Source organism: Lebetimonas sp. JS032, from assembly GCF_000523315.1.
GTDB lineage: Bacteria > Campylobacterota > Campylobacteria > Campylobacterales > Nautiliaceae > Lebetimonas.
Window position 1 is genome coordinate 411,180 of sequence record NZ_ATHS01000001.1, and the last position, 24,603, is coordinate 435,782.

21 protein-coding genes are annotated in these 24,603 nt (G+C 31.8%); 11 read left to right on the top strand and 10 right to left on the bottom strand.

Going from position 1 to position 24,603, the window contains the following annotated elements; translation table 11 throughout:
- The first annotated feature begins 48 nt into the window (after positions 1–48).
- The 6 genes from DZ65_RS0102190 to DZ65_RS0102215 all read left to right on the top strand — a co-directional run bounded on the left by DZ65_RS0102190 (position 49) and on the right by DZ65_RS0102215 (position 6,046).
- Positions 49–1,209 (top strand): restriction endonuclease subunit S, encoded by a 1,161-nt coding sequence (locus tag DZ65_RS0102190; protein ID WP_024790649.1) that lies wholly within the window; start codon positions 49–51, stop codon positions 1,207–1,209.
- 46 nt (positions 1,210–1,255) lie between these two features.
- On the top strand, positions 1,256–1,648 hold the full coding sequence (locus tag DZ65_RS0102195; RefSeq protein ID WP_201767405.1) for a four helix bundle protein: 393 nt from the start codon (positions 1,256–1,258) through the stop codon (positions 1,646–1,648).
- Positions 1,632–4,850 carry a type I restriction endonuclease subunit R gene (locus DZ65_RS0102200; protein WP_051428159.1) on the top strand — a complete coding sequence of 1,073 codons (3,219 nt, stop codon included), beginning with the start codon at positions 1,632–1,634 and terminating at the stop codon, positions 4,848–4,850. Before DZ65_RS0102195 ends, DZ65_RS0102200 begins: the two co-directional genes overlap by 17 nt.
- Before the next feature lie 68 nt (positions 4,851–4,918).
- Entirely contained in the window at positions 4,919–5,074 is a 156-nt protein-coding gene (locus tag DZ65_RS10685; protein ID WP_156919562.1) for a hypothetical protein, read from the top strand.
- Positions 5,071–5,541 (top strand): cyclic pyranopterin monophosphate synthase MoaC, encoded by a 471-nt coding sequence (moaC, locus tag DZ65_RS0102210; protein WP_024787057.1) that lies wholly within the window; start codon positions 5,071–5,073, stop codon positions 5,539–5,541. Before DZ65_RS10685 ends, moaC begins: the two co-directional genes overlap by 4 nt.
- Positions 5,542–5,590: 49 nt before the next feature.
- The gene (locus DZ65_RS0102215; protein ID WP_369792327.1) at positions 5,591–6,046 is read left to right on the top strand and encodes a molybdenum cofactor biosynthesis protein MoaC; all 456 of its coding nucleotides are present in this window, start codon (positions 5,591–5,593) and stop codon (positions 6,044–6,046) included.
- Here DZ65_RS0102215 and DZ65_RS0102220 read toward each other — a convergent pair.
- Complete coding sequence (locus DZ65_RS0102220; RefSeq protein WP_024790651.1) at positions 6,030–8,162, bottom strand: WD40 repeat domain-containing protein; 2,133 nt, start codon at positions 8,160–8,162, stop codon at positions 6,030–6,032. The genes DZ65_RS0102215 and DZ65_RS0102220 overlap by 17 nt on opposite strands.
- A 48-nt stretch (positions 8,163–8,210) precedes the next feature.
- On the opposite strand from DZ65_RS0102220, the gene polA reads away from it, so the two are divergent.
- On the top strand, positions 8,211–10,817 hold the full coding sequence (gene polA / locus DZ65_RS0102225; RefSeq protein WP_024787060.1) for a DNA polymerase I: 2,607 nt from the start codon (positions 8,211–8,213) through the stop codon (positions 10,815–10,817).
- Positions 10,814–11,905 carry a hypothetical protein gene (locus DZ65_RS0102230; RefSeq protein WP_024787061.1) on the top strand — a complete coding sequence of 364 codons (1,092 nt, stop codon included), beginning with the start codon at positions 10,814–10,816 and terminating at the stop codon, positions 11,903–11,905. The genes polA and DZ65_RS0102230 overlap by 4 nt, the downstream gene beginning before the upstream one ends.
- Here DZ65_RS0102230 and DZ65_RS0102235 read toward each other — a convergent pair.
- The 5 genes from DZ65_RS0102235 to DZ65_RS0102265 form a co-directional block, all read right to left on the bottom strand.
- Positions 11,877–12,383 carry an isoprenylcysteine carboxylmethyltransferase family protein gene (locus tag DZ65_RS0102235; protein ID WP_024787062.1) on the bottom strand — a complete coding sequence of 169 codons (507 nt, stop codon included), beginning with the start codon at positions 12,381–12,383 and terminating at the stop codon, positions 11,877–11,879. The genes DZ65_RS0102230 and DZ65_RS0102235 overlap by 29 nt on opposite strands.
- On the bottom strand, positions 12,380–13,852 hold the full coding sequence (rmuC, locus tag DZ65_RS09735; protein ID WP_051428162.1) for a DNA recombination protein RmuC: 1,473 nt from the start codon (positions 13,850–13,852) through the stop codon (positions 12,380–12,382). Before rmuC ends, DZ65_RS0102235 begins: the two co-directional genes overlap by 4 nt.
- 9 nt (positions 13,853–13,861) lie before the next feature.
- Positions 13,862–14,425 (bottom strand): M48 family metallopeptidase, encoded by a 564-nt coding sequence (locus tag DZ65_RS0102250; RefSeq protein WP_024787063.1) that lies wholly within the window; start codon positions 14,423–14,425, stop codon positions 13,862–13,864.
- Complete coding sequence (locus DZ65_RS0102255) at positions 14,418–15,083, bottom strand: 3-methyladenine DNA glycosylase (RefSeq protein WP_024787064.1); 666 nt, start codon at positions 15,081–15,083, stop codon at positions 14,418–14,420. Before DZ65_RS0102255 ends, DZ65_RS0102250 begins: the two co-directional genes overlap by 8 nt.
- 217 nt (positions 15,084–15,300) lie before the next feature.
- Entirely contained in the window at positions 15,301–16,122 is an 822-nt protein-coding gene (locus DZ65_RS0102265; protein ID WP_024790652.1) for a TIGR00282 family metallophosphoesterase, read from the bottom strand.
- A 40-nt stretch (positions 16,123–16,162) separates the two neighbouring features.
- Between DZ65_RS0102265 and DZ65_RS0102270 the strand changes: the two genes are divergently transcribed.
- From DZ65_RS0102270 to speA, 3 genes are all read left to right on the top strand, one after another.
- Positions 16,163–16,954 (top strand): hypothetical protein, encoded by a 792-nt coding sequence (locus DZ65_RS0102270; RefSeq protein WP_024787066.1) that lies wholly within the window; start codon positions 16,163–16,165, stop codon positions 16,952–16,954.
- Positions 16,955–16,980: 26 nt separating this feature from the next.
- On the top strand, positions 16,981–18,144 hold the full coding sequence (gene hisS / locus DZ65_RS0102275) for a histidine--tRNA ligase (RefSeq protein ID WP_024790653.1): 1,164 nt from the start codon (positions 16,981–16,983) through the stop codon (positions 18,142–18,144).
- 115 nt (positions 18,145–18,259) lie between these two features.
- Entirely contained in the window at positions 18,260–20,086 is a 1,827-nt protein-coding gene (speA, locus tag DZ65_RS0102280; RefSeq protein WP_024790654.1) for a biosynthetic arginine decarboxylase, read from the top strand.
- Here the strand turns inward: speA and DZ65_RS0102285 are convergent.
- Genes DZ65_RS0102285 through DZ65_RS0102300 form a run of 4 tightly spaced genes read right to left on the bottom strand, consistent with a single transcriptional unit; the run spans position 20,083 to position 24,579 of the window.
- Positions 20,083–20,607, bottom strand: coding sequence for a chemotaxis protein CheW (locus DZ65_RS0102285; RefSeq protein WP_024790655.1), 525 nt, complete (start codon positions 20,605–20,607; stop codon positions 20,083–20,085). The two genes, speA and DZ65_RS0102285, sit on opposite strands and share 4 nt — an antisense overlap.
- A gap of 9 nt (positions 20,608–20,616) precedes the next feature.
- The gene (locus DZ65_RS0102290; RefSeq protein WP_024787069.1) at positions 20,617–22,965 is read right to left on the bottom strand and encodes a response regulator; all 2,349 of its coding nucleotides are present in this window, start codon (positions 22,963–22,965) and stop codon (positions 20,617–20,619) included.
- A gap of 2 nt (positions 22,966–22,967) precedes the next feature.
- A complete protein-coding gene (locus tag DZ65_RS0102295; protein ID WP_024787070.1) occupies positions 22,968–23,921 on the bottom strand; it encodes a chemotaxis protein in 954 nt (317 codons plus the stop codon).
- Entirely contained in the window at positions 23,911–24,579 is a 669-nt protein-coding gene (locus DZ65_RS0102300; RefSeq protein ID WP_024787071.1) for a UDP-2,3-diacylglucosamine diphosphatase, read from the bottom strand. Before DZ65_RS0102300 ends, DZ65_RS0102295 begins: the two co-directional genes overlap by 11 nt.
- Positions 24,580–24,603 lie beyond the last annotated feature (24 nt).

Genomic DNA, 24,603 nt, shown 5'->3' on the forward strand with positions numbered 1-24,603 from the left:
ATGAAGGATGAAGGATGAAGGATGAAGGATAAAAAGGAGATTTAAGGGATGAGTGAAAAATTGCCTAATGGGTGGAAAAGGGTTAAGTTGGGAGAGGTTGCTGTATTTAATTACGGAAAATCTCTTCCTGAAAAAAATCGAATTAAAGGAAATATACCTGTTTACAGTTCTGCTGGTATTACTGGATGGCATAATGAAGCTTTAGTAAAATCAAAAGGAATTATTGTTGGTAGAAAAGGAACAATAGGGAAAGTTTATAAAGCAAAAGTTCCTTTTTATCCAATTGATACTTGTTATTATATTTTACCAAATGAAAATTACGATTTTGATTTTATGTATTATTTGCTCATTTATTTGAAGTTAGATGAATTAAATGAAGACAGTGCTGTTCCTGGTCTAAACAGAAACACAGCTTATTCTCAGGAAATTCTTCTCCCACCTCTCCCCGAACAAAAAGCCATAGCCTCTGTGCTTTCATCTCTTGACGATAAAATTGACCTACTTAACCGCCAAAACCAAACACTTGAAAAAATGACCGAGACACTTTTTAGAAAATGGTTTATAGAAGACGCAAAAGAGGATTGGGAAATAGTTTCATTAGAAGAAATTGCAGAAGTAAAAAATGGGTTTGCTTTTAAAAGTAAAGACTATGTTGAATATCAACCTGAACATTTAGAAGTATTAAAAATGGGACATATTGATAAAAATGGCGGATTAAAAACAAATCCAAAACATAATTATATTCCAAGAGATAAAAAATTTGAAAAATATATTCTTAATAAAGGAGATATTGTAATAGCAATGACTGATATGAAAGATAATGTTGTCATTTTAGGAGTACCAGCAATGGTTGATAAAAATAATCATTATGTTCTTAATCAGCGTGTAGCAAGAATATCCTTAAAAGATAATAAAAAATTAATAAATAATTATTTATTATATTTACAACTAAAAGATAAAGAAAATATAGCAATACTTCGTACTAAAGCTAATAGCGGAGTTCAAGTCAATTTGACAATTCAATCAATTAGAAATATTGATATAATCATACCACCTTTACCTCTCCAAATTGAAAAAGGAAAAATTATTGAAAAATTGTATAATAAAATTGAAATTAATAATAACCAAATCCGCACCCTTGAAAAATTGCGAGACATACTTTTACCAAAACTCATAAGCGGGGAAGTGAGGATGAAGGATGAAGGATGAAGGATGAAGGATGAAGAATGGAAGGATGAAGGATGAAGGATGAAGAATGAAAGGGAATATGAAAAAAGTTTTTGATATAAAAGATAGAACTTTCCAATATGCTCTAAAAGCAATTGAAATTTACAACAAATTACAATCTCAAAAAAATAGTGCAGGTTGGATTATTGGAAAACAGTATTTAAGGTCTGCAACAAGTATAGGTGCGAACATTCAAGAAGCCCAGTCAGGAGAAAGTAAAGCCGATTTTATACATAAATATAGCATTGCACAAAAAGAAGCAAGAGAGAGTTTATATTGGCTCAGATTATTAAAAACTTCCAAAATTTTACATAATAAAGATTTGGAATATCTTATAAAAGAAACAAATGAAGTAATATCTGTAATTACAAAAATTATCGTTAACACTAAAAAAGGTTTTAAAAATGATAAAAAACAATAATTTTCATACTTCAAAATTCAGCCTTCATAATTCAATTTCTGAAACAGAAATTGAAAACTTCACCATAGACCTTCTAAAATCCCAGGGATATGACTATCTTTACGGCGGGGATATTGCTCCAGATGGTGAAAATCCACTGAGAGAATCTTTTGAAAATGTGATTTTGTTTGAAAGATTAAGAAATGCCATAAGAAGATTTAATCCGGAATTGCCTCAAAGTGCCATTGATGATGCCATAAAACAGCTAACGGAAATTCATACACCAGATTTAATAACAAATAATGAAATTTTCCACAGAATGCTAACAGATGGTATAAAAGTTACATATCAAAAAGACGGTATTGAAAAAGGCGATATTGTTTGGCTTATTGATTTTAAAAATCCAGAAAATAACGATTTTTTAGTAGTAAATCAATTTACAGTTATAGAAAACCATAAAAACAAAAGGCCTGATATTGTAATATTTATAAACGGACTGCCGCTTATTGTGATGGAGCTAAAAAATCCAACAGATGAAAACGCCACTATAAAATCAGCCTATAACCAGCTTCAAACTTATAAAAAAACCATTCCCTCACTTTTTACATACAATGAAATTTTAATAATATCTGATGGACTTGAAGCAAAAATGGGGAGTTTATCTGCTGGGTATGATAGATTTATGACATGGAAAAGTGCTGATGGTAAAAAAGAAGCTTCACATTTGATAAGCCAGCTTGAAACACTGATATATGGACTTTTGAATAAAGAAACTCTTATTGATTACATAAGGTATTTTATACTTTTTGAAAAATCAAAAAAAGAAACTAACGGACAAATTACCATCCAGACTGTAAAAAAAATTGCGGCATATCATCAATATTATGCAGTAAATAAAGCCATTAAATCAACCCTTAGAGCGATTGGTCAAAATCAATGTTTTATAGTAAAAGAGCCGCCTGCAATGTATGGATTGCCCGATGTAAAAGAACAAAAAGAAGGAGACAAAAAAGCGGGTGTTGTCTGGCATACCCAGGGCTCTGGCAAATCTCTTTCTATGCTTTTTTATGCCGGAAAAATCATTCAGACTATTAATAACCCGACAATTGTGGTTATTACAGACAGAAACGACCTTGACGATCAGCTTTTTAACACTTTTGCTTCAGCTTCAAAACTCCTAAGGCAAGAGCCTGTGCAGGCAAAAAGCAGAGAGGAGTTAAAGAAGCTGTTAAAAGTAGAAAGCGGCGGCGTTGTATTTACAACAATTCATAAATTCTGGCCTGAAGAGGGAAATGTTTATGAAACTTTGTCTAATAGAGACAATATCATCGTAATTGTTGATGAAGCACACAGAACTCAATATGGTTTTAGAGGTAAAGTGGATAAAAAAAGCGGTGAGATAAAATACGGATTTGCAAAATATCTAAGAGATGCCCTCCCAAATGCAACTTATATCGCCTTTACGGGAACACCGATTGAAAAAACAGACAAAAACACACCAGCTGTATTTGGAAACTATATAGATATTTATGATATTGCAAATGCTGTTGAAGATGGAGCAACGGTGCCTATATATTATGAAAGCAGGCTTGTCAAGATAGATTTAACAGATGAAGGTAAAAAACTGATAGAAGAGTATGAGCAAGAGCTGGAAAACGGACTTAGCGAAGTTGAAAAAGCAAAAGCAAAATATTCTAAACTTGAAGCGTTGGTCGGGGCTAAGCCAAGAATAAAAGAAATAGCTAAAGATATTGTGAATCATTTTGAAAGCCGTCTTGAAGTAATGGATGGAAAAGGTATGATAGTTACCATGACTCGGCAAATTGCGGCAAACCTTTATGATGAAATCATCAAACTGCGCCCCGAGTGGCACAGTGATGAGCTAAAAAAAGGAAAAATAAAAGTTGTAATGACTACTTCATCGTCAGATGAGCCGAAAATTGCAAGATTTTATTTAACAAAAGAAGAAAGAAGAACGCTCGCTGAGAGATTTAAAGATCCAGAGGATGAGCTAAAACTTGTAATTGTTGTAGATATGTGGCTTACAGGCTTTGATGTGCCTTGCCTTCATACAATGTATATAGACAAACCTATGAAAGGCCATACTCTTATGCAGGCTATTGCAAGGGTAAACAGAGTTTATAAAGATAAAACAGGCGGACTTATAGTTGATTATATAGGAATTGCAAGCGATTTAAAGGAAGCTTTGTCTTTTTACAGTGACAGCGGTGGCAAAGGAGAGCCTGCAAAACTACAAGAGGAAGCCGTAAAAGTGATGCTTGAAAAATTAGAAGTTGTAAGGGATATGCTGTATGGGTTTGAATATCAAAGATATTTTAGTACTGATACGAAAGAGAGATTAAATATTATCCTTGAAGCTGAAGATTTTATACTTGGGCTTGAAAACGGCAAAAAAAGATTTGTTGATGCAGTTAGCGCATTATCAAAAGCATTTGCAATAGCCGTGCCGCATAAGGAAGCGATGAACATAAAAGATGAAGTGGCATTTTTTCAGGCTGTAAAGTCAAGACTTGTTAAATTTAATACTGACAATAATAATGGTTTTGACTATGAAACGGCAATCAAACAGATAGTAGATAAAGCGGTATCTTCAAACGGAGTTATTGATATATTTGATGCAGCGGGACTTAAAAAGCCGGATATTTCAATTTTATCCGACGAGTTTTTAGAAGAAATAAAAGGAATGAAGCATAAAAATTTAGCCATTGAAACATTAAAAAAACTTATTAATGATGAAATTAAAGGCAGGATAAAAGCCAATATTGTAAAAAGTAAAACTTTGAAAGAATCTTTAGAAGAGCTGGTAAGAAAATATAACAACAGACTCCTAACCGCCGCTGAGGTTATTGATGAGCTCATACATTTGGCAAAAGAAATAAAACAAAGCGATAAAGAACCGCAGGAGATGGGATTAACTCCTTATGAGTATGCATTTTACTGTGCGGTTGCGGAAAATGAGAGTGCAAGAGAGCTTATGGGAAAAGAAAAACTAAAAGAGCTTGCTGTGGTTTTATTTCAAAAAGTAAAACAAAACACTACAATAGACTGGGCTATAAGAGAAAGTGCAAGAGCAAAACTAAAAGTTATTATCAAAAGAACTTTGAGAAAATATGGATATCCACCAGATATGCAAAAACTTGCAACAAAGACCGTTTTAGAACAGGCCGAAGCTTTGGCAAATGAACTGGTGGAAGTATGCTGATTTTTTAAATTTAATAAAAAAACAATACAAAAGAAAATAAATATATTATAATTCTCAAAAAGGCCAAAATGAAAGATTTAATTCCCCTGATAGTTTCTTTATTAATAACTTTAATAATTTTAAATATTTTAAAACTCTCTTTTGTCCCGGGTTTTATTCTGGGAAGCATAACATGGTCGATTTTACATTATAATATTAAAAAATTTTTAAAAGGAAAATTATGAAACTGACACATATAAACGAAAAACATAATCCCAAAATGGTGGATGTGGGAGAAAAAAAAGTTACAAAAAGAGTGGCTACGGCAAGCGGTGAAATACATATGCAAAAAGAAACAAAAAAAGCTATTTTGGAAGAAAAAACAAAAAAAGGTGCGGTTTTGCAAACAGCAATAATAGCTGCAATTATGGGCGGTAAAAAAACAAGCGAATTAATTCCGATGTGTCATAATATTTTAATAGACGGAATAGATGTGGATGTAGAAGAAATTGAAAACGGGTTTAAACTAATTGCAACCGCAAAAACCACTTCAAAAACCGGTATTGAAATGGAAGCCCTAACTGCCGTAAGTATCGGGCTTCTTGCTATTTATGATATGGCAAAAGCAATAGACAGAAGTATGGAAATAACAAATATTCATTTAGATTATAAAGCCGGTGGAAAATCGGGGGAATTTAAAAGAAGTGAATAGTGAGTAGTGAGTAGTGAAAAGAGAAATATATATTACATGTTTTATTTTAGTGGGTGGAAAATCGAGCAGGTTCGGTGAGGATAAATCAAAACTTTTTTATAAAATTCAATTTGATAAATGTAAAAAAATATTTAAAAAGGTCTGTTTTGTGGCAAAAAACAAAAAATTTAAAAATTACCCTTTTTTTATAGAAAAATCTAAAATATACGCTCCAATTTTTGCTTTGGAAGAAATTATAAAAAAAGAAAAAAAAGTTTTTGTTTTAAGTGTTGACACCCCTTTAATATCTGAAAAATCAATAAAAAAGCTCCTTTTTTCACACGCTACAGCTTCACAAAATCCCTTAATCGGATATTATGATTATACAATGCTGCCGAAAATAAAAGAATCGATTAAAACAGATTTGAGACTTTTTAAAATAAATCCCAAAAAAATAAAAATTAACAATAAAGAATTAATTAATATAAATAAAAAAAGCGATTTAAAACTTATTCGTAAATTCTAAAAGGCAGATTTTTATATATTAAATTATTTATATTCCCTTCACTTACTCCGCTTAAATCAACATTTATTTTCAATTTTTTGGCTTTTTCTATCATATCCCCTATTTCCAAATCAAAACCGAACAAATTTATATATCTTTTAAAAGCCCTGATTATTTTTTCGTCAACTTTTTCACCTTTTAATTTTAAAGCCAAAAGATAAATAATCTGCTGTAAATACGCACTTTTTATTAAATTGGCGATTCTGAGGGAATATTCTTTAATTTTAAATAAATTCCCCACGGTATTTAAAATAGCTTCGATATCGCCTTTTGCGGCAAATTTTTCCGCAATTGCCAGTTTTTCTTTTATTTCGTTTTGAATCTCTTTAAAATCATTTACATCTTCCAAAAACGGATACATTTTTACATATTCAAAAATTGCGTGATAATCTTTTGATGCAAGCAGTCTTTGAAAATCCATCAAAATTTTTGCTTTATCTTTATATTCATCTGCTTTTTCTTCATATCCGGGGAAATTTTCCAAAATCCCGGCGTAAGATAAAACTTTTTTATAATCTCCGTCTTTTAATAAAATCTGAATATTCCGATCAAGTGTTTTAGCAAAATTTATTGCTCTTTTATACTCTTCTGTTTCTGTTAAAAACGGAAATCTTTTAACTAAAATAAAAAACTCTTTAAAATCTTTTTTTGCCAGTTTTTCTTTTAATAAATTATAGAGCTGCTTTTCATTAAAAAGAGCCTGAATTAACGGTGTTTTTTGAGAAACTCCCCTAAAAGGTTTTAATAAATCTCTTGCTTTTTCAATATTGTTTTCTTTTAACATTGCCTCTTTTGCCAAATCAAAAACTTTTTTCCAGTCGTCTTCCATTTTTTTATAATAAATTGTATCTTTAAATGAAGGATACTGATTGGCCAGAGAATATGCCAAAGGATATTTTAAGGTAAACACCGCATTTTTAAATTTGTCAAATTCCCTGAAATCCCTAAGCAAATTTTGTATGATAGCTCTTTTTACAGGGATATCCGCAAAAGGTTTAAAAAGCTCTTTTGCACTTTCGATATCACCTTTTTCCAAAAATTTATGAGCTATATTTAATGTTTTATTCCATTCGTTTTCAAGCAGCTTATATGCGTTTGTAGACTGTAAAAAAGGATTTTTGTTTATAAGCTCATAAGCCATAGAATATTTTTTGGAAGAAATTAACGACCTTAGTTCCCTCTCTTCTGAAAGTAAATCATAAATGTATATATCCCCATCGAGTGTTCCTACAAGCAGATAATTTTTATCTTTAATATATTCTATAGAACTTGGAGATGAAGGGAGTTTAATAAATTCATTTGTTATCAGTTCATAGTTTTCCAGAGAATATAAAGCCACTTTTTTATCAGTGGAAACAACAAAAAGAAACCTGCCATTTTTATCTATGCATAAATCAACAATCTGATCGGTCATATTGGGCAGCCTTTTTAAGACTTTTCCTTTTGCATAATTCCATACAATCAATTCCCCTGTTTTATCTCCGCTTATCATCTGTTGATTGGGGATAAATTTAAGCTTTGTAACAGCGCCTCTGTGTGATTTTTTTCTGAAAGACAAATCCATTGACGCAATGTTTGTAATAGTTATGCTTCTGTCATAACTTCCTGTGGCAGCCCACAAAGAATTCAGGCTGAAATCGGTTGAAAGTATATAATCGGCATGCGGAGGAAGTGCCCCTACCATTTTTCCGGTAGATATTGACCATAAATATGCCCTGCCGTCTTCTCCGCCTGTTAAAATATATTTTTCCTCTTTATCAAAACTTACGCTTAATACATTTCCTTTATGCCATCCAAGCAAAAAAAGCTGTTTTTTATTCTCTATATCCCAGACAGATGTTTTTTTCTTTCCGTCAACGGCAATCGCCAAATATTTGCCATTCTCAGAAATATCCACACCGTTTTCCAAAGGTCTATTTTTAGGAAGTTTTATCCTAAATCCTCCAACAAGTTTATAATCTTCAATAGAATATATTCTTAATGTATTTTCTTCATCCACCACACAGAATTTACTGTTTCCAATATATTTAATCTTATTTATAGCTGTTTTTATAACCAGTCTTTTTATTGCTTCCAAAACCCATCCTTTAAAATTATGCTAATATTTTAACAAAAAAGGCAATTTATGACCACACTTACAATTATTGACACATTCGGATTTTTATTTAGAAATTTTTACGCCCTGCCTCCGCTTAAAAGCAAAAAAGGCATTCCTACAGGAATGATTACAGGATTTATGAATTTTATAGCAAGCCTCGGGCGTGATTTTCCAACCGATTATGTGGTATTTACACTCGATTCAAAAGAAAAAGAAACTTTTAGAAAAGAACTTTATAAAGATTATAAGGCAAACCGTCCGGAAGCACCTGAGGAACTTAAAGCCCAGCTTCCGATTGCCATAGATTTAATTAAGGAAATGGGTTTTAAGATGATAGAAAAACCCGGATTTGAAAGTGACGATTTAATTGCAAGCTTAGCCAAAACAGCAGCTAAAAACGGGATAAAAGTAAAAATAGTAAGCCATGATAAGGATATGTATCAGTTGATTGACGATGATAAAATAGTGATTTTTGACCCAATTAAAAAAACAGAAATAAACGAAGTTGAATGTTTTAAAAAATTCGGGGTTTATCCAAAAGATTTTAAAGATTTTCAGGCATTAGTCGGAGATTCAAGCGATAATGTCCCCGGAGTCAGAGGAATAGGAGTAAAAACAGCCTCAAAACTCATAAACGAATATCATACGCTTGAAAATATATACGCCTATATTGATGAAATAAAAGGGGCTGTAAAAAAAAGACTCCTTGATGGAAAAGAGAGTGCATTTTTAAGTAGAAAGCTTGTAACCTTAAAAACAGATTTGTTTGAAAATATAAATTTAGAAGAATTTAAATACCCTGAAATAAACCCTGTTTTGAAAGTGGCCGACAAACTTATAGATCTTGATATTCAAAGCATAGTGGACAGAGTAAAAAAAGACGGCCTTTTTGTTAAAACTAAAGCACCCGAGATAAAAAGAATTGAATTTAACGCCGTTTTAATAGAAAATGAAAAAGAGCTCTTTGAGATGATTGATTCAATTAAAGATGAAATTGTGGCATTCGATACAGAAACCGATTCTCTTGAAAATCCCAATATAGTCGGATTCAGTTTTGCCTTTAGGGAAAATGAGGCCTATTATGTGCCTGTGAATCATAATTATCTTGGGGTTACCAAACAGATACCCGAAAATAAAGCAATTGAAGCGATTAAAAAATTATTATCCAAAAAAATAATAGGGCACAATTTAAAATTTGATTTTAAAATGTTGAGAAAATACGGAATTGACACCCCCGCCCCGTTTGCCGACACAATGATTCTTGCCTGGATAATTGACCCCGATTCTCCGGTAGGGCTTGACAGTGTTGCGAAAAGATATCTTGAGCATACAAATATAAAATTTAAGGAAGTTGTGGGAAAAAATCAAAATTTCTCAAATATAGACATCCAAAGTGCCTGCAAATATGCCGCCGAAGATGCTTTTATAACATTAAAACTGTATCATAAACTAAAAGAAAAATTATGGAAAGAAGTTAAATGGGATTTGGAAGAAATTGAGTGGCAATTTATAAATTTGTTAATTGATATGGAAAACGAGGGGATAAAACTTGATATAGAATATATGAATAAACTCCAGAAAAAAATAACCGAAAAATTAGACTCCCTTACCAAAGAGATTTATTCTCTTGCGGGAAGCGAATTTAATATAAAAAGTCCTAAACAGCTTGGATACATACTTTTTGAAACCTTGAAACTTCCTGCAAAAAGAAAAACAAAAACCGGATTTTCCACCGATGAAAAAGTGTTAAAATCATTAAAATCCGCTCATCCTATAATAGAAAAACTGCTTGAATACAGAAAATTTGACAAATTACTTTCAACATATATAATACCGCTGAGCGAGCATGCAAAAAAAGACAAATTCCATAAAATTTACACCAATTTTCTTCAGACAGGAACATCCACGGGAAGACTTTCAAGCAAAAATCCAAATCTTCAAAACATCCCGACATCAACCGAAATAAACATAAGAAACGCTTTTTATACAGATAAGCTTTTTGTAAGCCTTGATTATTCCCAAATTGAACTTAGACTCCTTGCACATTTCAGTGAAGATTCTTCAATGATAAAAGCTTTTTTGGAAAATGCCGACATACACCAGAAAACAGCCGATATTATAGGAACCACAAGAAGTATTGCAAAATCTATAAATTTCGGTCTAATCTACGGAATGGGGCCTAAAAAGCTCAGTGAAACCATAAATGTTTCCATAAAAGAGGCAAAAGAATTTATAGAAAAATATTTTTCATCATTCCCTACAGTAAAAGATTTTCTGGAAAAAATCAAAATAAATGCAAGGGATAATGGATTCGTGGAAACACTTTTTAAAAGAAGAAGATTTTTCGATTTTGCAAGTGCAAACGCGCGGACATTGGCAATGTTTGAAAGAGAAGCGGTTAATACAATTTTTCAGGGAAGTGCGGCAGATATTATTAAAAAAGCAATGCTTGATATTAAAAATTTTAACCCAAGTGCAAAAATGATTCTTCAAATCCACGACGAACTTATTTTTGAAATAGAAGATGAAAGTGAAGCCGAAGAATATAAAAAAATAATGGAAAATGTTGTAAAACTAAAAGTACCTTTAAAAGTAGGAATTAGTTTTGGAAAAAGGTGGGGGGAGCTTAAATGAATGTAAAATGGATAATGAAAAATGGGAAATTAATATTTTTACTGTTTTTAATATTTTTTACCGCTTGTAGCGAAAAGCAGATAAATATTTATGCAGTTGCAAAACCCAATGAAATACAAAACGAAAAAATAAGATTTATAAAAATAGATAAAATTCAAAATGACAAAACAGACCTTAAAGACAAAATTATTCAAAAAATAAAAGTTGTTAATAATATAAAACCAGACTATTTTCATATAAATCCAACAAATTACAAATCTGTTTTGAGCGGAACAGAAAAAATAAACAAAAATGATATTTTTTATTACAAAAAAGTAAAAATAATCTATAAAAACAACAGATGTAAAGTAACCCTTTATCCCTGTAGGGAAATAGGAGGCAGATTTTTCTGCAACTATTCAAACCCGATTCATTATTCTTTAAAAAATTTTAAAAATATCAGAAAAAACAGCTATCAAAACGGTAATTATATTTTAATTAATAACTTTATTTATAAAGAACGGATATATTGTAAATCTGAATTTACCACAATAAAATGCGAAAAAAAAGAAATTACTCTTAAAACCAAATTAAACATAAAAGATAAAAACAGTAATTTACTTTTTTCAAAAACCTATAAAAAATTATCAATAGACGACGCGTGTCAAAATATAAAAGAAATTTACCCAAATGAAACAAAAGAATATAAAGCATATTTAGATTTTAATCAAAAAGCCATCACCCTTGCATATGATACAGCCTCTAATTTTATAGAAGATATAGCCCCCCATTATATTACTTTCAGTGCAAAATTATTTGACAATGCGGATATAAGTATGAAACATTTTGATAAAAAAACATTTGAAAATATTATAGATACAATAAACAAAAACCCGTCCGAAACAAAAAATTTATTAAATAAAATGCAAAAACTTTCAATTAAATACCCAAAAAGCTGTGTTATAAAATACGATTTGGCCGTTATGTATTTGAAAATAAAAAATTTCAAAAAAGCAAAAAATTTATTAATAAATCTAAATAATTGCAATGAAGATATTCAAAAAGAAAGGGATAGATTATTCAATATTTTACAAAAGGTTTATTTCTGATAACCTCAATCCCCATTTTCAAGCACTTAAGTGAAAATCTAAATGGAGGTGTTTTTGCAATATATTTGCAATAATTTTCGCCAAATTTTTTAATAGCTTCGCTCTCTTCCACAAACAAAATAAACATAGCCCCTAAAAATACAAGCCAGCCTGAAAATAAAATAGCAATTAATTTAGAGCTTAAAAAAGCAACTCCTACCATCAAAAACATATTTCCGAACTGCCCGGGATGTCTCATACAGCTGAAAATTCCAATATTAACAAATTTATCCGGAGGGGAAAATTTTTCTGATTTTTCCTTATGCCCGTAAAGTTTTAGTGTTCTTCCTGCAATCGAATTTAAGACAACGGCATAAATTATAAACAAAACCCCTAAAATTTCTAAAAACAGATTTTTTTCAATTAATCTCGGGGCAAAAAAGCAAACTCCTAAATCGGCTAAAAACAAAACTATCCAGTATGTAAATCTTTTTTTCATTTTTCACTTTCTATTTTTGCAATTTCAACATAATCTTTCGGCAACTCTTTTTTAGGTTTAATCCCCGCTTTGTCTTTTAATCTGCTGATTTGTGAAATTACATTTCCCCTTCCGGTAATCAGTTTGTTTTTTGCGCTTTCAAAAGATTTGCCGGCTTTGTCTATTGAGTCTCCCACTTTTTCAAAATCTTCTATAAAACCTCTTATTTTATCGTATAAGTTTTCGGCAGATTTAACAACTTCGGCAATGTTTTTTGCCTGTTTTTCGTATCTCCAGGAAACTTCAATACTTCTAAGAGCAGCCAAAAGGGTAGTAGGAGATGTTAAAATTATCCTTTTTTTAAATGCATATTCAAATAAACCCGGCTCATTTTCAAGTGCCAGCATCAAAGCCCCTTCAATCGGTACAAACATTAAAATAAAATCAAGTGAATTATGATTTAGGGATTCATATTTTTTTTCGGCCAGTGTGTCAATGTGTCTTTTTACCGAAATCAGATGATTTTTAAGCGCTTCTTCTTTTCCCCCAACATATTCGTCATATGCATTTAAAGAGACTTTTGAATCTATTATGACAATTCTTTCATTTGGAAGATATACCACCACATCCGGTCTTAATATTTTATTTCCGTCTTTAAACACCACTTCCCTTTTAAACTCTTCCCCTTCCCTTAAACCGCTCATTTCAAGTATTCTCTCAAGCACAACCTCACCCCAGTTTCCAACCTTTTTAACATCCCCTTTTAAGGCTTTTGTCAGATTATTTGCATCCTGGCTTAGCTGCTGGTTTAATTCTTTCAAATTCTTAAGTTCATTAAAAAGTGAAGATATGTTTTTAATTTCACTTTCATACAGTTTATTTACTCTTTCTTTAAAATCTTTTAAATTATTGTTAAGAGGATTTAATATATTTTCAAAATTTTTAATACCGTCGTTTGAAAGTTTTTTGGCATTTTCTTCTAAAATTTTATTTGCAACATTTTCAAAAGCCGTTTTTAACTCTTCTTCGCTTTTTTTGATAATTGAGAGTTTTTCTTCGTAAGCTTTTTGCTCTTCATTTAGCTTTGTCTGAAGTTCTTTTATTAACGCTTTGTCTTTTTGGTTTTCTTTCAAAAGAGCGTCATATTTTTCTTTTATCTCTTCCAAAAACGAAAGTTTTTCACTGAAAGCCGATTTTTCTTCAGAAAGTCTGTTTTTTTCGTTTCTTAATTTTTCATATTCTGTTTTTAGATTTTCATATTCTTTTATTTTTTCTTCTAAATTTTCAATCTCTTTTTGCATAACGGCTGCCTGAGCCATATGATTTTGAAAATTCTCTTTTGTTTGTCCGTATATTTTATTCAATTCTTCAAACTCGGCTTTGACTTTTTCATTTTCCGATTTTGTTTTATTCATCACATAATACATAAAGCCTATAGCCACAAAAGCTAAAACAACAATTAAAATAACAATTAAATAAATTTCTTTCATCCCGTCTCCTTAAATTATTTTTTCAAATTTTCTCAAATTTTTACGTCTGATTTTGACGCCCGGCAGATACTTTTCAACCAAAGTCCAAAAATTCCTGCCGTGATTTTTATGTTTAATATGGGCTAGTTCATGCACAACAACATATTCAATCAGCTCTATAGGAAGTTTTGCAAGAAAATAATTAAAACTGACGGAATTTTTATAACTGCAGCTTCCCCATCTTGTTTTATTGAATCTAAAAGATATTTTAGCAGGATGCAGATTCATTTTATTAGCATACTTATAAACAATCGGCAAAATAACTTCAGGCAGTTTATTTTTATAGATTTCTTTTTCGTCAATTCCGTTTTTTATATATTTTTTTCCAAAAAGATAATAATAATTCACATTTTTTTGTTTTTCAATTATGTGGTCAATATGCTTTAAAATGGACTTTTTTACAAAATCATTTGACACAAATCTGTTTGCACTAACCTCCACATGAGAATCATAAATTCTTAAATAAATATGCTTTATAGGCTTTTTTATTATTTTATATTTTATTTCAACCCCGTTAAAAAAAAGTTTATCCATTTTTCATAAACTCCACTATTTTACCATGAAACCTTGCATAACACAAATTCAAATCGTTTTCATAAATTTCAGCCAATTTACCCCAGTTTTCTTCCACTCCCCGCTCAAACCACTCTTTCATATCATCATAACTTTCAAACTCAAAGCCTTTTTTCTTAAGGAGTCTTTTTGTGTATGCATCCATAACCATAGTTTCTTTGAAACAGGCATAGCATAATATACTGTCAGCCGTTTCGAATCCTATTCCTTTTTGGCTTAAAAGCCACTCACGGGTTACATTTTCTTTAAAATTTTCAAAATCACCAAAATCTCTTAAAATATTTCTTGAAAGTGCTATCAGTCTTTTTGCTTTTTGATTGTAAAATCCGGCAGATTTAATAAGCTCAGCCAAATAAGAAGGCTCAAAACTTGCCACTTCTTCAATTCTCCATTCTCCATCACGGCCGCTTGAAAAGCGGCCAGATGAGCAAAGCTCACTTTTCATTTTTAACTGATTTAACGCTTTTTCAACATTCTCCCATTTAGTATTTTGCGTTAAAACCGCCCCTACCACCACTTCAAAAGTACCTACATTAGGCCACCAGTATTTTGGCTTATTTTTTAACAGCTCTTTTTTTCTAAGTTCTTCTAACAGTTCATATGAATTGCTAAATTCCATCTCTCCTCCATTTTCCACCATGGCCGCTTTTCAAGCAGCCAGGTGAGCTTAATTCGCTTTGCTCATTTTCGCTCATTTTTCACTTTTCACTTTTCATCATGGCCGCTTTTCAAGCAGCCAGATGAGCTTAATTCGCTTTACTCATTTGCGCTCATTTTTCACTTTTCACTTGAAACTTGGCTACTTGGAACTTGGCAACTTGTCAACTCCCAACTCACTACTCACAACTCACAACTCCCAACTCACTACTCACTACTTTCGCTTCCTGCGTTACAATAAGTTCTCCATCATCAAAAGCTTTATATTTTTTGGCTGAAATCGATTTTTTAGCATCCGTATTAATAACAACCGCCTGAAAAATTGTTTTGCATTTCTTAGGCACGTCAAAATTATGCTTAAGCCCTGTGAGAGAGTTCATAATAGGGGCGTTTTCTTTTATGCCTATTACATTATCCCTGCATCCGCTAAGCCCTATATCCGTTAAATAACAAGTCCCATCATTTATTTGTAAATCATCGGTTCCTATATGTGTATGGGTTCCGATAATCGCTCCAACTTTTCCTTTTAGCAGATGAAAAAGAGTTCTTTTTTCAGCAGTGGCTTCTGCATGAAAATCTATAAAAACAAATTTTTCTTCTTTTAAATTATCTACAAAATTTTTAATCTCAATAAAAGGGTTTTTTCCGTAAGGCATCGTAAAATTCCCCATAGCACTTATGACAATTATATTTTCATCTTCATAATACCATCTGCCCGGTGCTTCAAAATAATTAAGCGGCCTTAGGATTTTTTCTTCACTAAGAAGTGTAAGTGCATCTTTTTTCTTATCAAACGTATGGTTTCCGCCCGTGAAAACATCAATACCTGCTTTTTTCATCTCTTCATATGTTTTAACTGTAATTCCAAATCCATGGGTAATATTTTCATAATTTCCTATTACATAGTCAATATTTTCTGTTTCTTTTATAAGCGGCAGATATTTTTTTACCGTTTTTCTGCCCGGCTTTCCCACAATATCACCTATAAAAAGTATATTCATTTATCACCTTTGATATAATTTGATTATGAAAAAGTTTATATTGTTTGTAATTATAGTCAATTTATTCGCCGGCAGTATCAATGACACTAATTCAACCCATAAAATAATAGTAGGCTATAAAAAAAATTTTATTGACAAAATAAATTATTTTGTACCGGACTTTTTAAAAATTTCAACGGAGACATCATTTGTAAATATAAGAATTTATGAAGATACATTAACTCAAAAAACACCTTCGGCTTCTGTGGGTATAAATATTAAACTGCCCGAATTTTTTGTAAAAAAAATTAAAACAAAAAATAAAAATGTAAACAATGCCAAAAAAAAAGAGTATTCGTCAATCATTTTTAAATTAAGGCCGTTTATAAGAATAAAAAAACACAGAATTTTTTTCTTTCAAAACATAATCGAATATAAAAAAACTTATTTAAACAATGAATTTGGAATATCAAATAAAATAAATTATTATCCGTTTGAAAATTATTGGGAAGAAAATATCAATTTTGCCTATTTCAAATATTTAAAAAACATTTTTGGAGCCAATTTAAATATTTCTACAGATAAAGAAAATTTCCCGACAAAATATTATTCTTTAAATTTTTCTGTTTCTAATTTCAAAAGAAAATTTATCTCTTCTTATGGATATGAAATCGGGGGAAGCACTGATAATAATCCTTTTATTTATTATCATAAGTTATTTATAAATTTCAGAAAAACACTTTTTAATAAAAAATATATATATCTGGAATTAATGCCTTATTTTTTAATTTCAAAAGATTATGACTTCAAATTAAAACCGGCTGTTTCTTCATCTATAAATATAAAATTTTAGATAAAATTTCAATAAAAAGGCTATTGATGATTAAAGCTCTAAGAGGCATGAAAGATATTATCGAAGATAAAAGATTTTTAAAAATTTACGACACAGCAAGAGAAGTCGCCGAAAGTTACGGATACGGATATATAGAAACGCCTATTTTGGAAGAAACCGGACTTTTTAAAAGAAGTGTCGGGGAAAGCAGTGATATTGTAAACAAAGAAATGTACGAGTTTAAAGACAGGGGCGGAAATGATGTATGTCTCCGTCCCGAAGGCACCGCAGGGGTTGTAAGAAGTTTTATCGAGCATAAATTTGACAGAGTGCAAACTCCTAAAAGATTTTGGTATTTCGGCCCTATGTTTAGATACGAAAGGCCCCAAAAAGGAAGACTCAGAGAATTTCACCAGTTCGGAATCGAAAGTTTCGGAGAATCAAGCGTATATGAAGATGTTTTAATAATCGCCGTTGCAGCCGATATTTTTAAAAAATTAAACATCGATTTTACATTAAAAATAAATTCTCTTGGCTGTGAAAAATGCATGCCTGAATATAAAAACAAATTAGTTTCATTTCTTGAAAAAAACAAAGACAAATTATGCGAAGACTGCCAAAGAAGAATAAACCAAAATCCGATTCGTACACTTGATTGTAAAAACTCTTCATGCCAGACGATTTTAAAAAACGCTCCGAAAATTACAGACAATCTGTGCGAAAACTGTTTGAGTGATTTTGAAAAATTAAAAGAAGGGCTAAACGCTTTAAAAATACCTTTTGAAATAGATAAACACTTAGTAAGAGGTCTTGATTATTACACAAAAACAACATTTGAATTTATAAGTAACAGTATCGGTGCTCAAAGTGCAATTTGCGGCGGCGGAAGATATGACAGACTGGTTGAAATGCTTGGAGGAAAACCGACTCCCGGTGTCGGATTTGCGATAGGAATTGAAAGGATTATGGATTTGATTTATATAAACAGCGAAAGAAACGGTATCTATATGGGTGCATTAATTCAGGAGGCTCTCCCTTTTATATTAAAAAAAGCAAACGAACTTAGAAGAGAAGAAAAAGTATTTGCAGAAGTTAAAATAAAATCACTTAAAGCGCATTTAAAAGCTGCGGATAAAGGAAACTATAAAAAAGCCCTGATTGTGGGGGAAGACGAATTAAAAAGCGGAAAATTTTTTGAAAAAGAACTATAAAATAGTGAGTAGTGAGTTGTGAGCCTGCCCGGCCGTTTGAAAAACGGCGGGGTGGTTAGTGGTGAGTAGTCAAGTTGCCAAGTAAACTTTTAACTTTTAATTAAAAGGATTTTTTATGGATTACGGCCTAAATATTTGGGGTGAAAATAATTTTTTTATAGACAATGACAGACTGAGAATAAATTATGCAAACCAGCCGGCACTTATTGATATAGTAAAAGACCTTGAAGCTCAGGGTATAAAAGGCCCTATTTTACTTCGTTTTCCGCATTTAATAAGAAAACAGATAAATTCACTTTACCAAAATTTCAATCAGGCCATAAAAGAATTTGATTACAAAGGTGAATTTAAAGCTGTATTTCCCCTAAAAGTCAATCAGTTTCCTACATTTGTAAAACCTTTAATTAAAATAGCCAAAAATTATAATTACGGCCTTGAAGCCGGAAGTAAGGCGGAGCTTATTCTGGCAATGACTTACAATAATAAAAATTATCCCATTACCATAAACGGTTTTAAAGACAGAGAAATGATACGACTTGCGTTTATTGCCGGATTTATGGGTTATAACGTAACTATTACCATAGAAGGGCTTAACGAGCTCAATTCCATTTTGGAAGTAAGCCGTGAATATAAAAAAGTACCGGTATTTATAGGAATCAGAATAAGGCTTCATACAAGCGGAGTGGGAATATGGGCAAAATCAGGGGGATATGAATCAAAATTCGGGCTTAATTCCACTGAAATTATTGAAGCTGTTGAAATACTGAAAAAAGAAAATCTTATCGACAAAATTAAAATGATTCATTTTCATATAGGAAGCCAGATAAATGACATAGGACCCCTTAAAAAGGCAATAAGGGAAGCCGGAAATATTTATGCAGACCTCAGAAAAATGGGCTCAGTTAATTTAAGCGCCATTAATATAGGCGGAGGTTTGGCAATAGAATATTCCCAGTGGGAACATAAAAGGGACAGAAATTATTCCATCAGAGAATTCAGCAATGATGTAATATATCTGTTAAAAGAAATTGCTTCTAAAAAAAATGTCCCTATGCCGGACATTTATACAGAAAGCGGCCGTTTTATCGCTTCCCCCTCAACAGTGCTTATAGCGCCTGTAATTGAACTTTTTTCCCAGGAGTATAATGAAAAAGCCCTTAGACTCAAAGAAAAAAATCCGGATTTGATTGAAGAACTTCTCGATTTATTCAAACTGATAAATGAAACTAATTATATAGAATATTTTCATGATGCACTTGATCATTTTGAAAGCCTCTTAACACTCTTTGATTTGGGAATAATAGATTTAACAGACAGAAGCAATGCGGAAATTCTGGTTAATTTAATAATAAAAAAAGCAATTGTTTTTGCGACATACAGGGGATTTAAAAATAAAGAATTAAAAGCGATAAATGAAAAAATACAGGAAAAATATTTAGCAAACTTTTCCATTTTTCAAAGCCTTCCCGATTTTTGGGGATTAAAACAGCGCTTTCCTTTAATGCCTATAACAAAACTTAATATAAATCCAAACAGAAGTGCCACAATTTGGGATATCACCTGCGACAGTGACGGTGAAATACCTTTTAATAAAGAAACGCCTCTTTATCTGCATGATGTAGATTTAAACAAAGAAAATTATTATCTTGCATTCTTTTTGGTTGGAGCTTATCAGGAAATTTTAGGAATGAAACATAATCTGTTCAGCTATACCAACGAAGCGGTTATAACTTTTGATGAAAACGGAAATTACAAAATAGATTTTCTTGAAAGAACTCAAAAAATAAGGGATATTTTAATAGATTTGGATTATGAAATAGATGAAATAGAGCATCTGTTAAAAAGCAAAATTAAAAAAAGCAGTTTAAACGGAGAAGAGCAAAAAGAACTTTTAGGAGAGCTTTTTATTTTATTAAACGATACGGTTTATTTAAAAGATTAACCGTTATTTCCCACTATTTCCTCTTTTTTTACTAAATTATCAACTTTTAATATTGTAACAATTCTTCCGTCATCCATTCTGCCGATACCTTCTATGATTTCATCATCATTTTCATAGGTGCTCGGAGGCGGCGCAATATTTTTTTTGGGAATTCTCAGGGCTGAGGTAAGCCTGTCTATTATAAAAGCGACATCTTCGTTTTTTATTTTCATTACAATAAATCTTGTGGCATCCGGATCTATTTCCGGCTCAGCGGCGGTATTGAATTTTATTCTCAAATCTATCAGAGGCAAAACATTGCCTCTTAAATTAAACACCCCTAAAACATAAGGGGGAGTAAAAGGGACTTTGGTCCATTCTATAGGTTTGATAATTTCCTGAATGGATAAAATAGGTACTGCAAATTCCTCTTCTCCAACTATAAATCCCACAACCTGAATATAATCATCCAATACATTTTTTTCTTCATCGCTCCCTAAAGCTTTTTTCTGCTGTTTTAATATTTCGTTTAATCTGCCCATTTATTATCCTTATAATCCCAAATTTCTTCTGACTACATTTTGCAAATATTCCGGTGTGTACGGTTTGGTGATATATTCATTCATTCCCACCTCAACCCCTCTGACCCTGTCCGATTTTGTAGTTCTGCTTGTCACCGCTATTAAAGGCAGTTTTCTGTATTTATTGTATTTTCTGATTTCCTGAGCCAGTGTATATCCGTCCATTCTCGGCATTTCTATATCTATAAGCATAGCATCGATATCGTTTTTTTTGAGTTTTTCAAGAGCTTCCATACCGTCTTTGGCTTCTATAACCTGTACTCCGAGAGGCTCAAGTGATTGTTTCATTATTTTTCTGTCCATCGGTGAATCATCTATTATCATTACAACATAATCTTCGGGTTTTTCCTTTTTCTTTTTACTTTCTCCGATAGCCGCTGTGGCATTAACCCTGTTATGTGTTTCTTTTGCAAGTTTCATTAAACTGCCCACATCAAGAATCAATGTAACCTTGCCGTCACCTCTGATTGTCGCACCTGCAATTCCCGGAATTCCTTTTAAAAATTCCCCCAGTGATTTAATAACTATTTCTTCCTGGCCAATAAAACTGTCAACTATCAAACCTATTTTTGTCGCTCCAAGACCCAAAATTACCACATATAAATATTTATCCGGTTCAAGAACTTTTTCTATTTTAAAAACATCAGCCATATTAACAAGAGGCAGTATTTCATCTCGCAGTTTCAATACACTTTTTCCTTCAATTGTATAAATATCTTCTTCGACAATTCTAACGGTTTCGATTACATTTGAAAGAGGTACGGCGAAAAGCTCTTCCTGACTGGCTACCAGCAATGCCTGAATAATAGCAAGGGTTAGAGGAATTTTAAGTTTAAAGGTTGTGCCTTTACCTGGGATTGAATCCACTTCTATAATACCGTTTAATTTTTCAATATTTGTTTTTACAACATCCATTCCCACACCGCGGCCGGAAACTGATGTAACTTTAGCAGCAGTTGAAAAGCCGGGTTTAAAAATAAGCATAAACGCTTCTTTATCGCTCATATTTTCAGCTTCCTGGGAAGTAATAAGCCCTTTTTCTATAGCTTTTTGTTTTAAAGCATCAGGGTCCATTCCGGCACCGTCATCTTTTATTTCAATTACAATCATATTACCTTCGTTATATGCTTTAAGCCAAACTGTGCCTTCTTCGGGTTTTCCTTTTGCTTTTCTTTTTTCAGGCTCTTCAATTCCATGGTCAATGGAATTTCTAATCATATGCACCAGAGGGTCACCGATTTCTTCTATAATGGATTTATCAAGCTCTGTTTCTTCACCTTCAATAATTAACCTCACTTTTTTACCAAGCTCACGGGAAAGGTCTCTTACCAGGCGGGGAAATTTATTAAACACTTTTCCAATAGGAAGCATTCTTGTCTTCATAACTGCTATTTGTAAATCGGTTGTAACAATTGATATACTTGAGACCACTTGATTAAGTTCTTCTAAAAATTTTTCGCCTTCATATCTTTCTTCCACGTCGTTATAAATTTTAATAAGCCTGTTTTTTGCTAAAACAAGTTCTCCGATTAAATTCATAAGCTGGTCAAGCCTTTTTACATCAACTCTGATTGTCTGTTCGGCGGTAGAAATTTTTTTAATCTCTTTTTTCTTTGAAACTGAAGGTTTGGTTTCCTGTGGCTTTGCAGGTTTTGTTTCCTGTTTTTGAGCCGGAATATTTTTTTCCTCTTTTTTTTCTTCGGTTTTTTCTTCTTTATTTCCTTCAGAGTTTCTAAGTTTCACCAAATGCTCTAACACTGCGTCAAGCTCTTCCGGAGAGAGAGAATCCAAATCAAGTTCATCCGCATTTTCAAGTGTAATTTCGTCCAGATTAATATTACCTACAGCATTTCCTTCTTTTTTTTCATTTTTACCATTTTCACTGCTTTCACTACTTACATTTTCACTGTTTTCACCGCCTAAACTTTTTCCATTTGCAATTGCATCAAGTTTTTTAACCACTTCGTCAATATCTATTTCAGGTGAACTGTCATCCCCGTTGTCCCTTATATATTCAAGAATTGCTTTCATCAAATCAACTGATTCCAAAATAACATCCATAATATCCGGCGTTATCTTAAGTTCCCCTTTTCTCGCCTTATCAAGAACAGCTTCCATATGATGGGTTAAATGAGCCAGTTTTTCAAAATTTAAAAAACCGCTGCTTCCTTTAATGGTATGGGCAACCCTGAATATTTTATTAAGTAAATCCAAATCATCCGGATTATTTTCAAGCTCAATCAAATCCTGGTCCATCTCTTCTATCATTTCGAAAGCTTCTATTAAAAAATCTTCCAATAATTCCTGAATATCATCCATTTTTATTCCTTATTTGAATTTTTAAGCACATCTGCTATAGATTTATAAAATTTACTCGGATCGAATTTGACAAGATAGCCTTCAGCACCGACGGCTTTCCCCCTCTCGTCTGAAAATGCGTCCGAAATTGAAGAAGAGAATATTAAAGGGATATTTTTAAATCTTGAATCGTTATGAATTTTAGCAGCCATATGATACCCGTCCATTTTCGGCATTTCAACATCACTTAAAATAAGTTTTAATTTTTCTTTTAAATTATCGCCGTATACAGAATAAAGCTCTTCTAATTTCTGAAGCCCTTCCTCACCGTTTTTAGCTTCAATAACATCAAATCCCATTTTTTCCAATGCTTCTTTTTCCATTTTTCTTGCGGTAAGAGAATCGTCTACTAAAAGCACAAGACCGGAAAATTTTTCTATTTTATCTGTTTCAAATTCCAGATTTGCTTCAAAAAGCCCCATTTCTTCAACAATGCTTTCCAAATCCAAAATAAGCATTATTTCACCGTTTTCAAGTTTTGTAATTCCTGTTATTTTACTTTTATCAAGTTTTCCCTGCCCAACTCCAAAACTTGCAGGTTCTATATCCGCCCATGAAATTCTTCTTATCCTTTTTGCATCATGAACAATAAAACCTATAAGCATATTGTTAAATTCAGCAATAATTACTCTTTTTTTTATAGGAGCTTCGTTTTCATTAGGCTCTTTTATCCCCATCCATTTGGCAAGATTGACTACAGGGACAACCACTCCCCTCAAATCAAAAATTCCCTCAACAAAATCTTCACTGCCGGGCAATTCGGTAAGTTCGGGCATTTTAATTATTTCTCTGACTTTAGCGACATTTATACCGTAAATTCCTTCATATATTTTACCGTCTGCATCTTTTTTAAACAGTCTGAAATCGACAAGCTCCAGTTCGTTTGAGCCGGCTTTTAATATTTTGTCATCGGCCATAATTTAATTCCTTAAATGTTATTTTGTTATCTAATTGTATTATATTATATTTTCCGCTGCAAAAAAAAGACGGAAGAATCTTTATTGAAGAGATACTTTTGGAAATATGATAATGCCCTATGATTATATAATCATATTTTTTAGCAATATTTAAATTTAAATCTATTTTTTGACATTTTATTTTCTTATTCAAAAATTTTTTAAACAGCCAGTTATTTATAAAATTAAAACTCAGTATATGAATCAAATTAAGCGTTATTTTATTTCTTATTATCATTGAATACAATTTATAAAAAAAGCTTTCGTTATCCAAATCCCCGTGAGATAAATAAACAGATTTTTCAATGTCTGTAAACGCATCTGCAAAAGTAACCGCGGGGAAAAATTCATCAATACAAAAATCGTGATTTCCGTAGATATAATAAACTTCTGTTTTTTTAGATAATTTATTAATAAGTTCAATCGCTTCTTGATTGTATTTTTTTAAATATTCAAAAGGCAAAAGAAGATGAAAAATATCCCCCATAAAAAAAACCTGAGGAGGATTTTTTTTAACTAAAAAATTTAAAAAATTTAAAAAGCTCTTATCACCTTTTTTATAATGCGAATCGGCTATAAAAACAGCCCCGTTTTTTATATCAATCTCTTTTATTCTCACTACTCACCACTCACTACTCACTAT

Excerpts from the sequence above, each read along its gene's own strand:
- DZ65_RS0102190 (WP_024790649.1), top strand. The coding sequence starts at position 49 with ATGAGTGAAAAATTGCCTAATGGGTGGAAAAGGGTTAAGTTGGGAGAG.
- DZ65_RS0102195 (WP_201767405.1), top strand. The coding sequence starts at position 1,256 with ATGAAAGGGAATATGAAAAAAGTTTTTGATATAAAAGATAGAACTTTC.
- DZ65_RS0102200 (WP_051428159.1), top strand. The coding sequence starts at position 1,632 with ATGATAAAAAACAATAATTTTCATACTTCAAAATTCAGCCTTCATAAT.
- DZ65_RS10685 (WP_156919562.1), top strand. The coding sequence starts at position 4,919 with ATGAAAGATTTAATTCCCCTGATAGTTTCTTTATTAATAACTTTAATA.
- moaC (WP_024787057.1), top strand. The coding sequence starts at position 5,071 with ATGAAACTGACACATATAAACGAAAAACATAATCCCAAAATGGTGGAT.
- polA (WP_024787060.1), top strand. The coding sequence starts at position 8,211 with ATGACCACACTTACAATTATTGACACATTCGGATTTTTATTTAGAAAT.
- DZ65_RS0102230 (WP_024787061.1), top strand. The coding sequence starts at position 10,814 with ATGAATGTAAAATGGATAATGAAAAATGGGAAATTAATATTTTTACTG.
- DZ65_RS0102235 (WP_024787062.1), bottom strand. The coding sequence starts at position 12,383 with ATGAAAAAAAGATTTACATACTGGATAGTTTTGTTTTTAGCCGATTTA.
- rmuC (WP_051428162.1), bottom strand. The coding sequence starts at position 13,852 with ATGAAAGAAATTTATTTAATTGTTATTTTAATTGTTGTTTTAGCTTTT.
- DZ65_RS0102250 (WP_024787063.1), bottom strand. The coding sequence starts at position 14,425 with ATGGATAAACTTTTTTTTAACGGGGTTGAAATAAAATATAAAATAATA.
- DZ65_RS0102255 (WP_024787064.1), bottom strand. The coding sequence starts at position 15,083 with ATGGAATTTAGCAATTCATATGAACTGTTAGAAGAACTTAGAAAAAAA.
- DZ65_RS0102265 (WP_024790652.1), bottom strand. The coding sequence starts at position 16,122 with ATGAATATACTTTTTATAGGTGATATTGTGGGAAAGCCGGGCAGAAAA.
- hisS (WP_024790653.1), top strand. The coding sequence starts at position 16,981 with ATGATTAAAGCTCTAAGAGGCATGAAAGATATTATCGAAGATAAAAGA.
- speA (WP_024790654.1), top strand. The coding sequence starts at position 18,260 with ATGGATTACGGCCTAAATATTTGGGGTGAAAATAATTTTTTTATAGAC.
- DZ65_RS0102285 (WP_024790655.1), bottom strand. The coding sequence starts at position 20,607 with ATGGGCAGATTAAACGAAATATTAAAACAGCAGAAAAAAGCTTTAGGG.
- DZ65_RS0102290 (WP_024787069.1), bottom strand. The coding sequence starts at position 22,965 with ATGGATGATATTCAGGAATTATTGGAAGATTTTTTAATAGAAGCTTTC.
- DZ65_RS0102295 (WP_024787070.1), bottom strand. The coding sequence starts at position 23,921 with ATGGCCGATGACAAAATATTAAAAGCCGGCTCAAACGAACTGGAGCTT.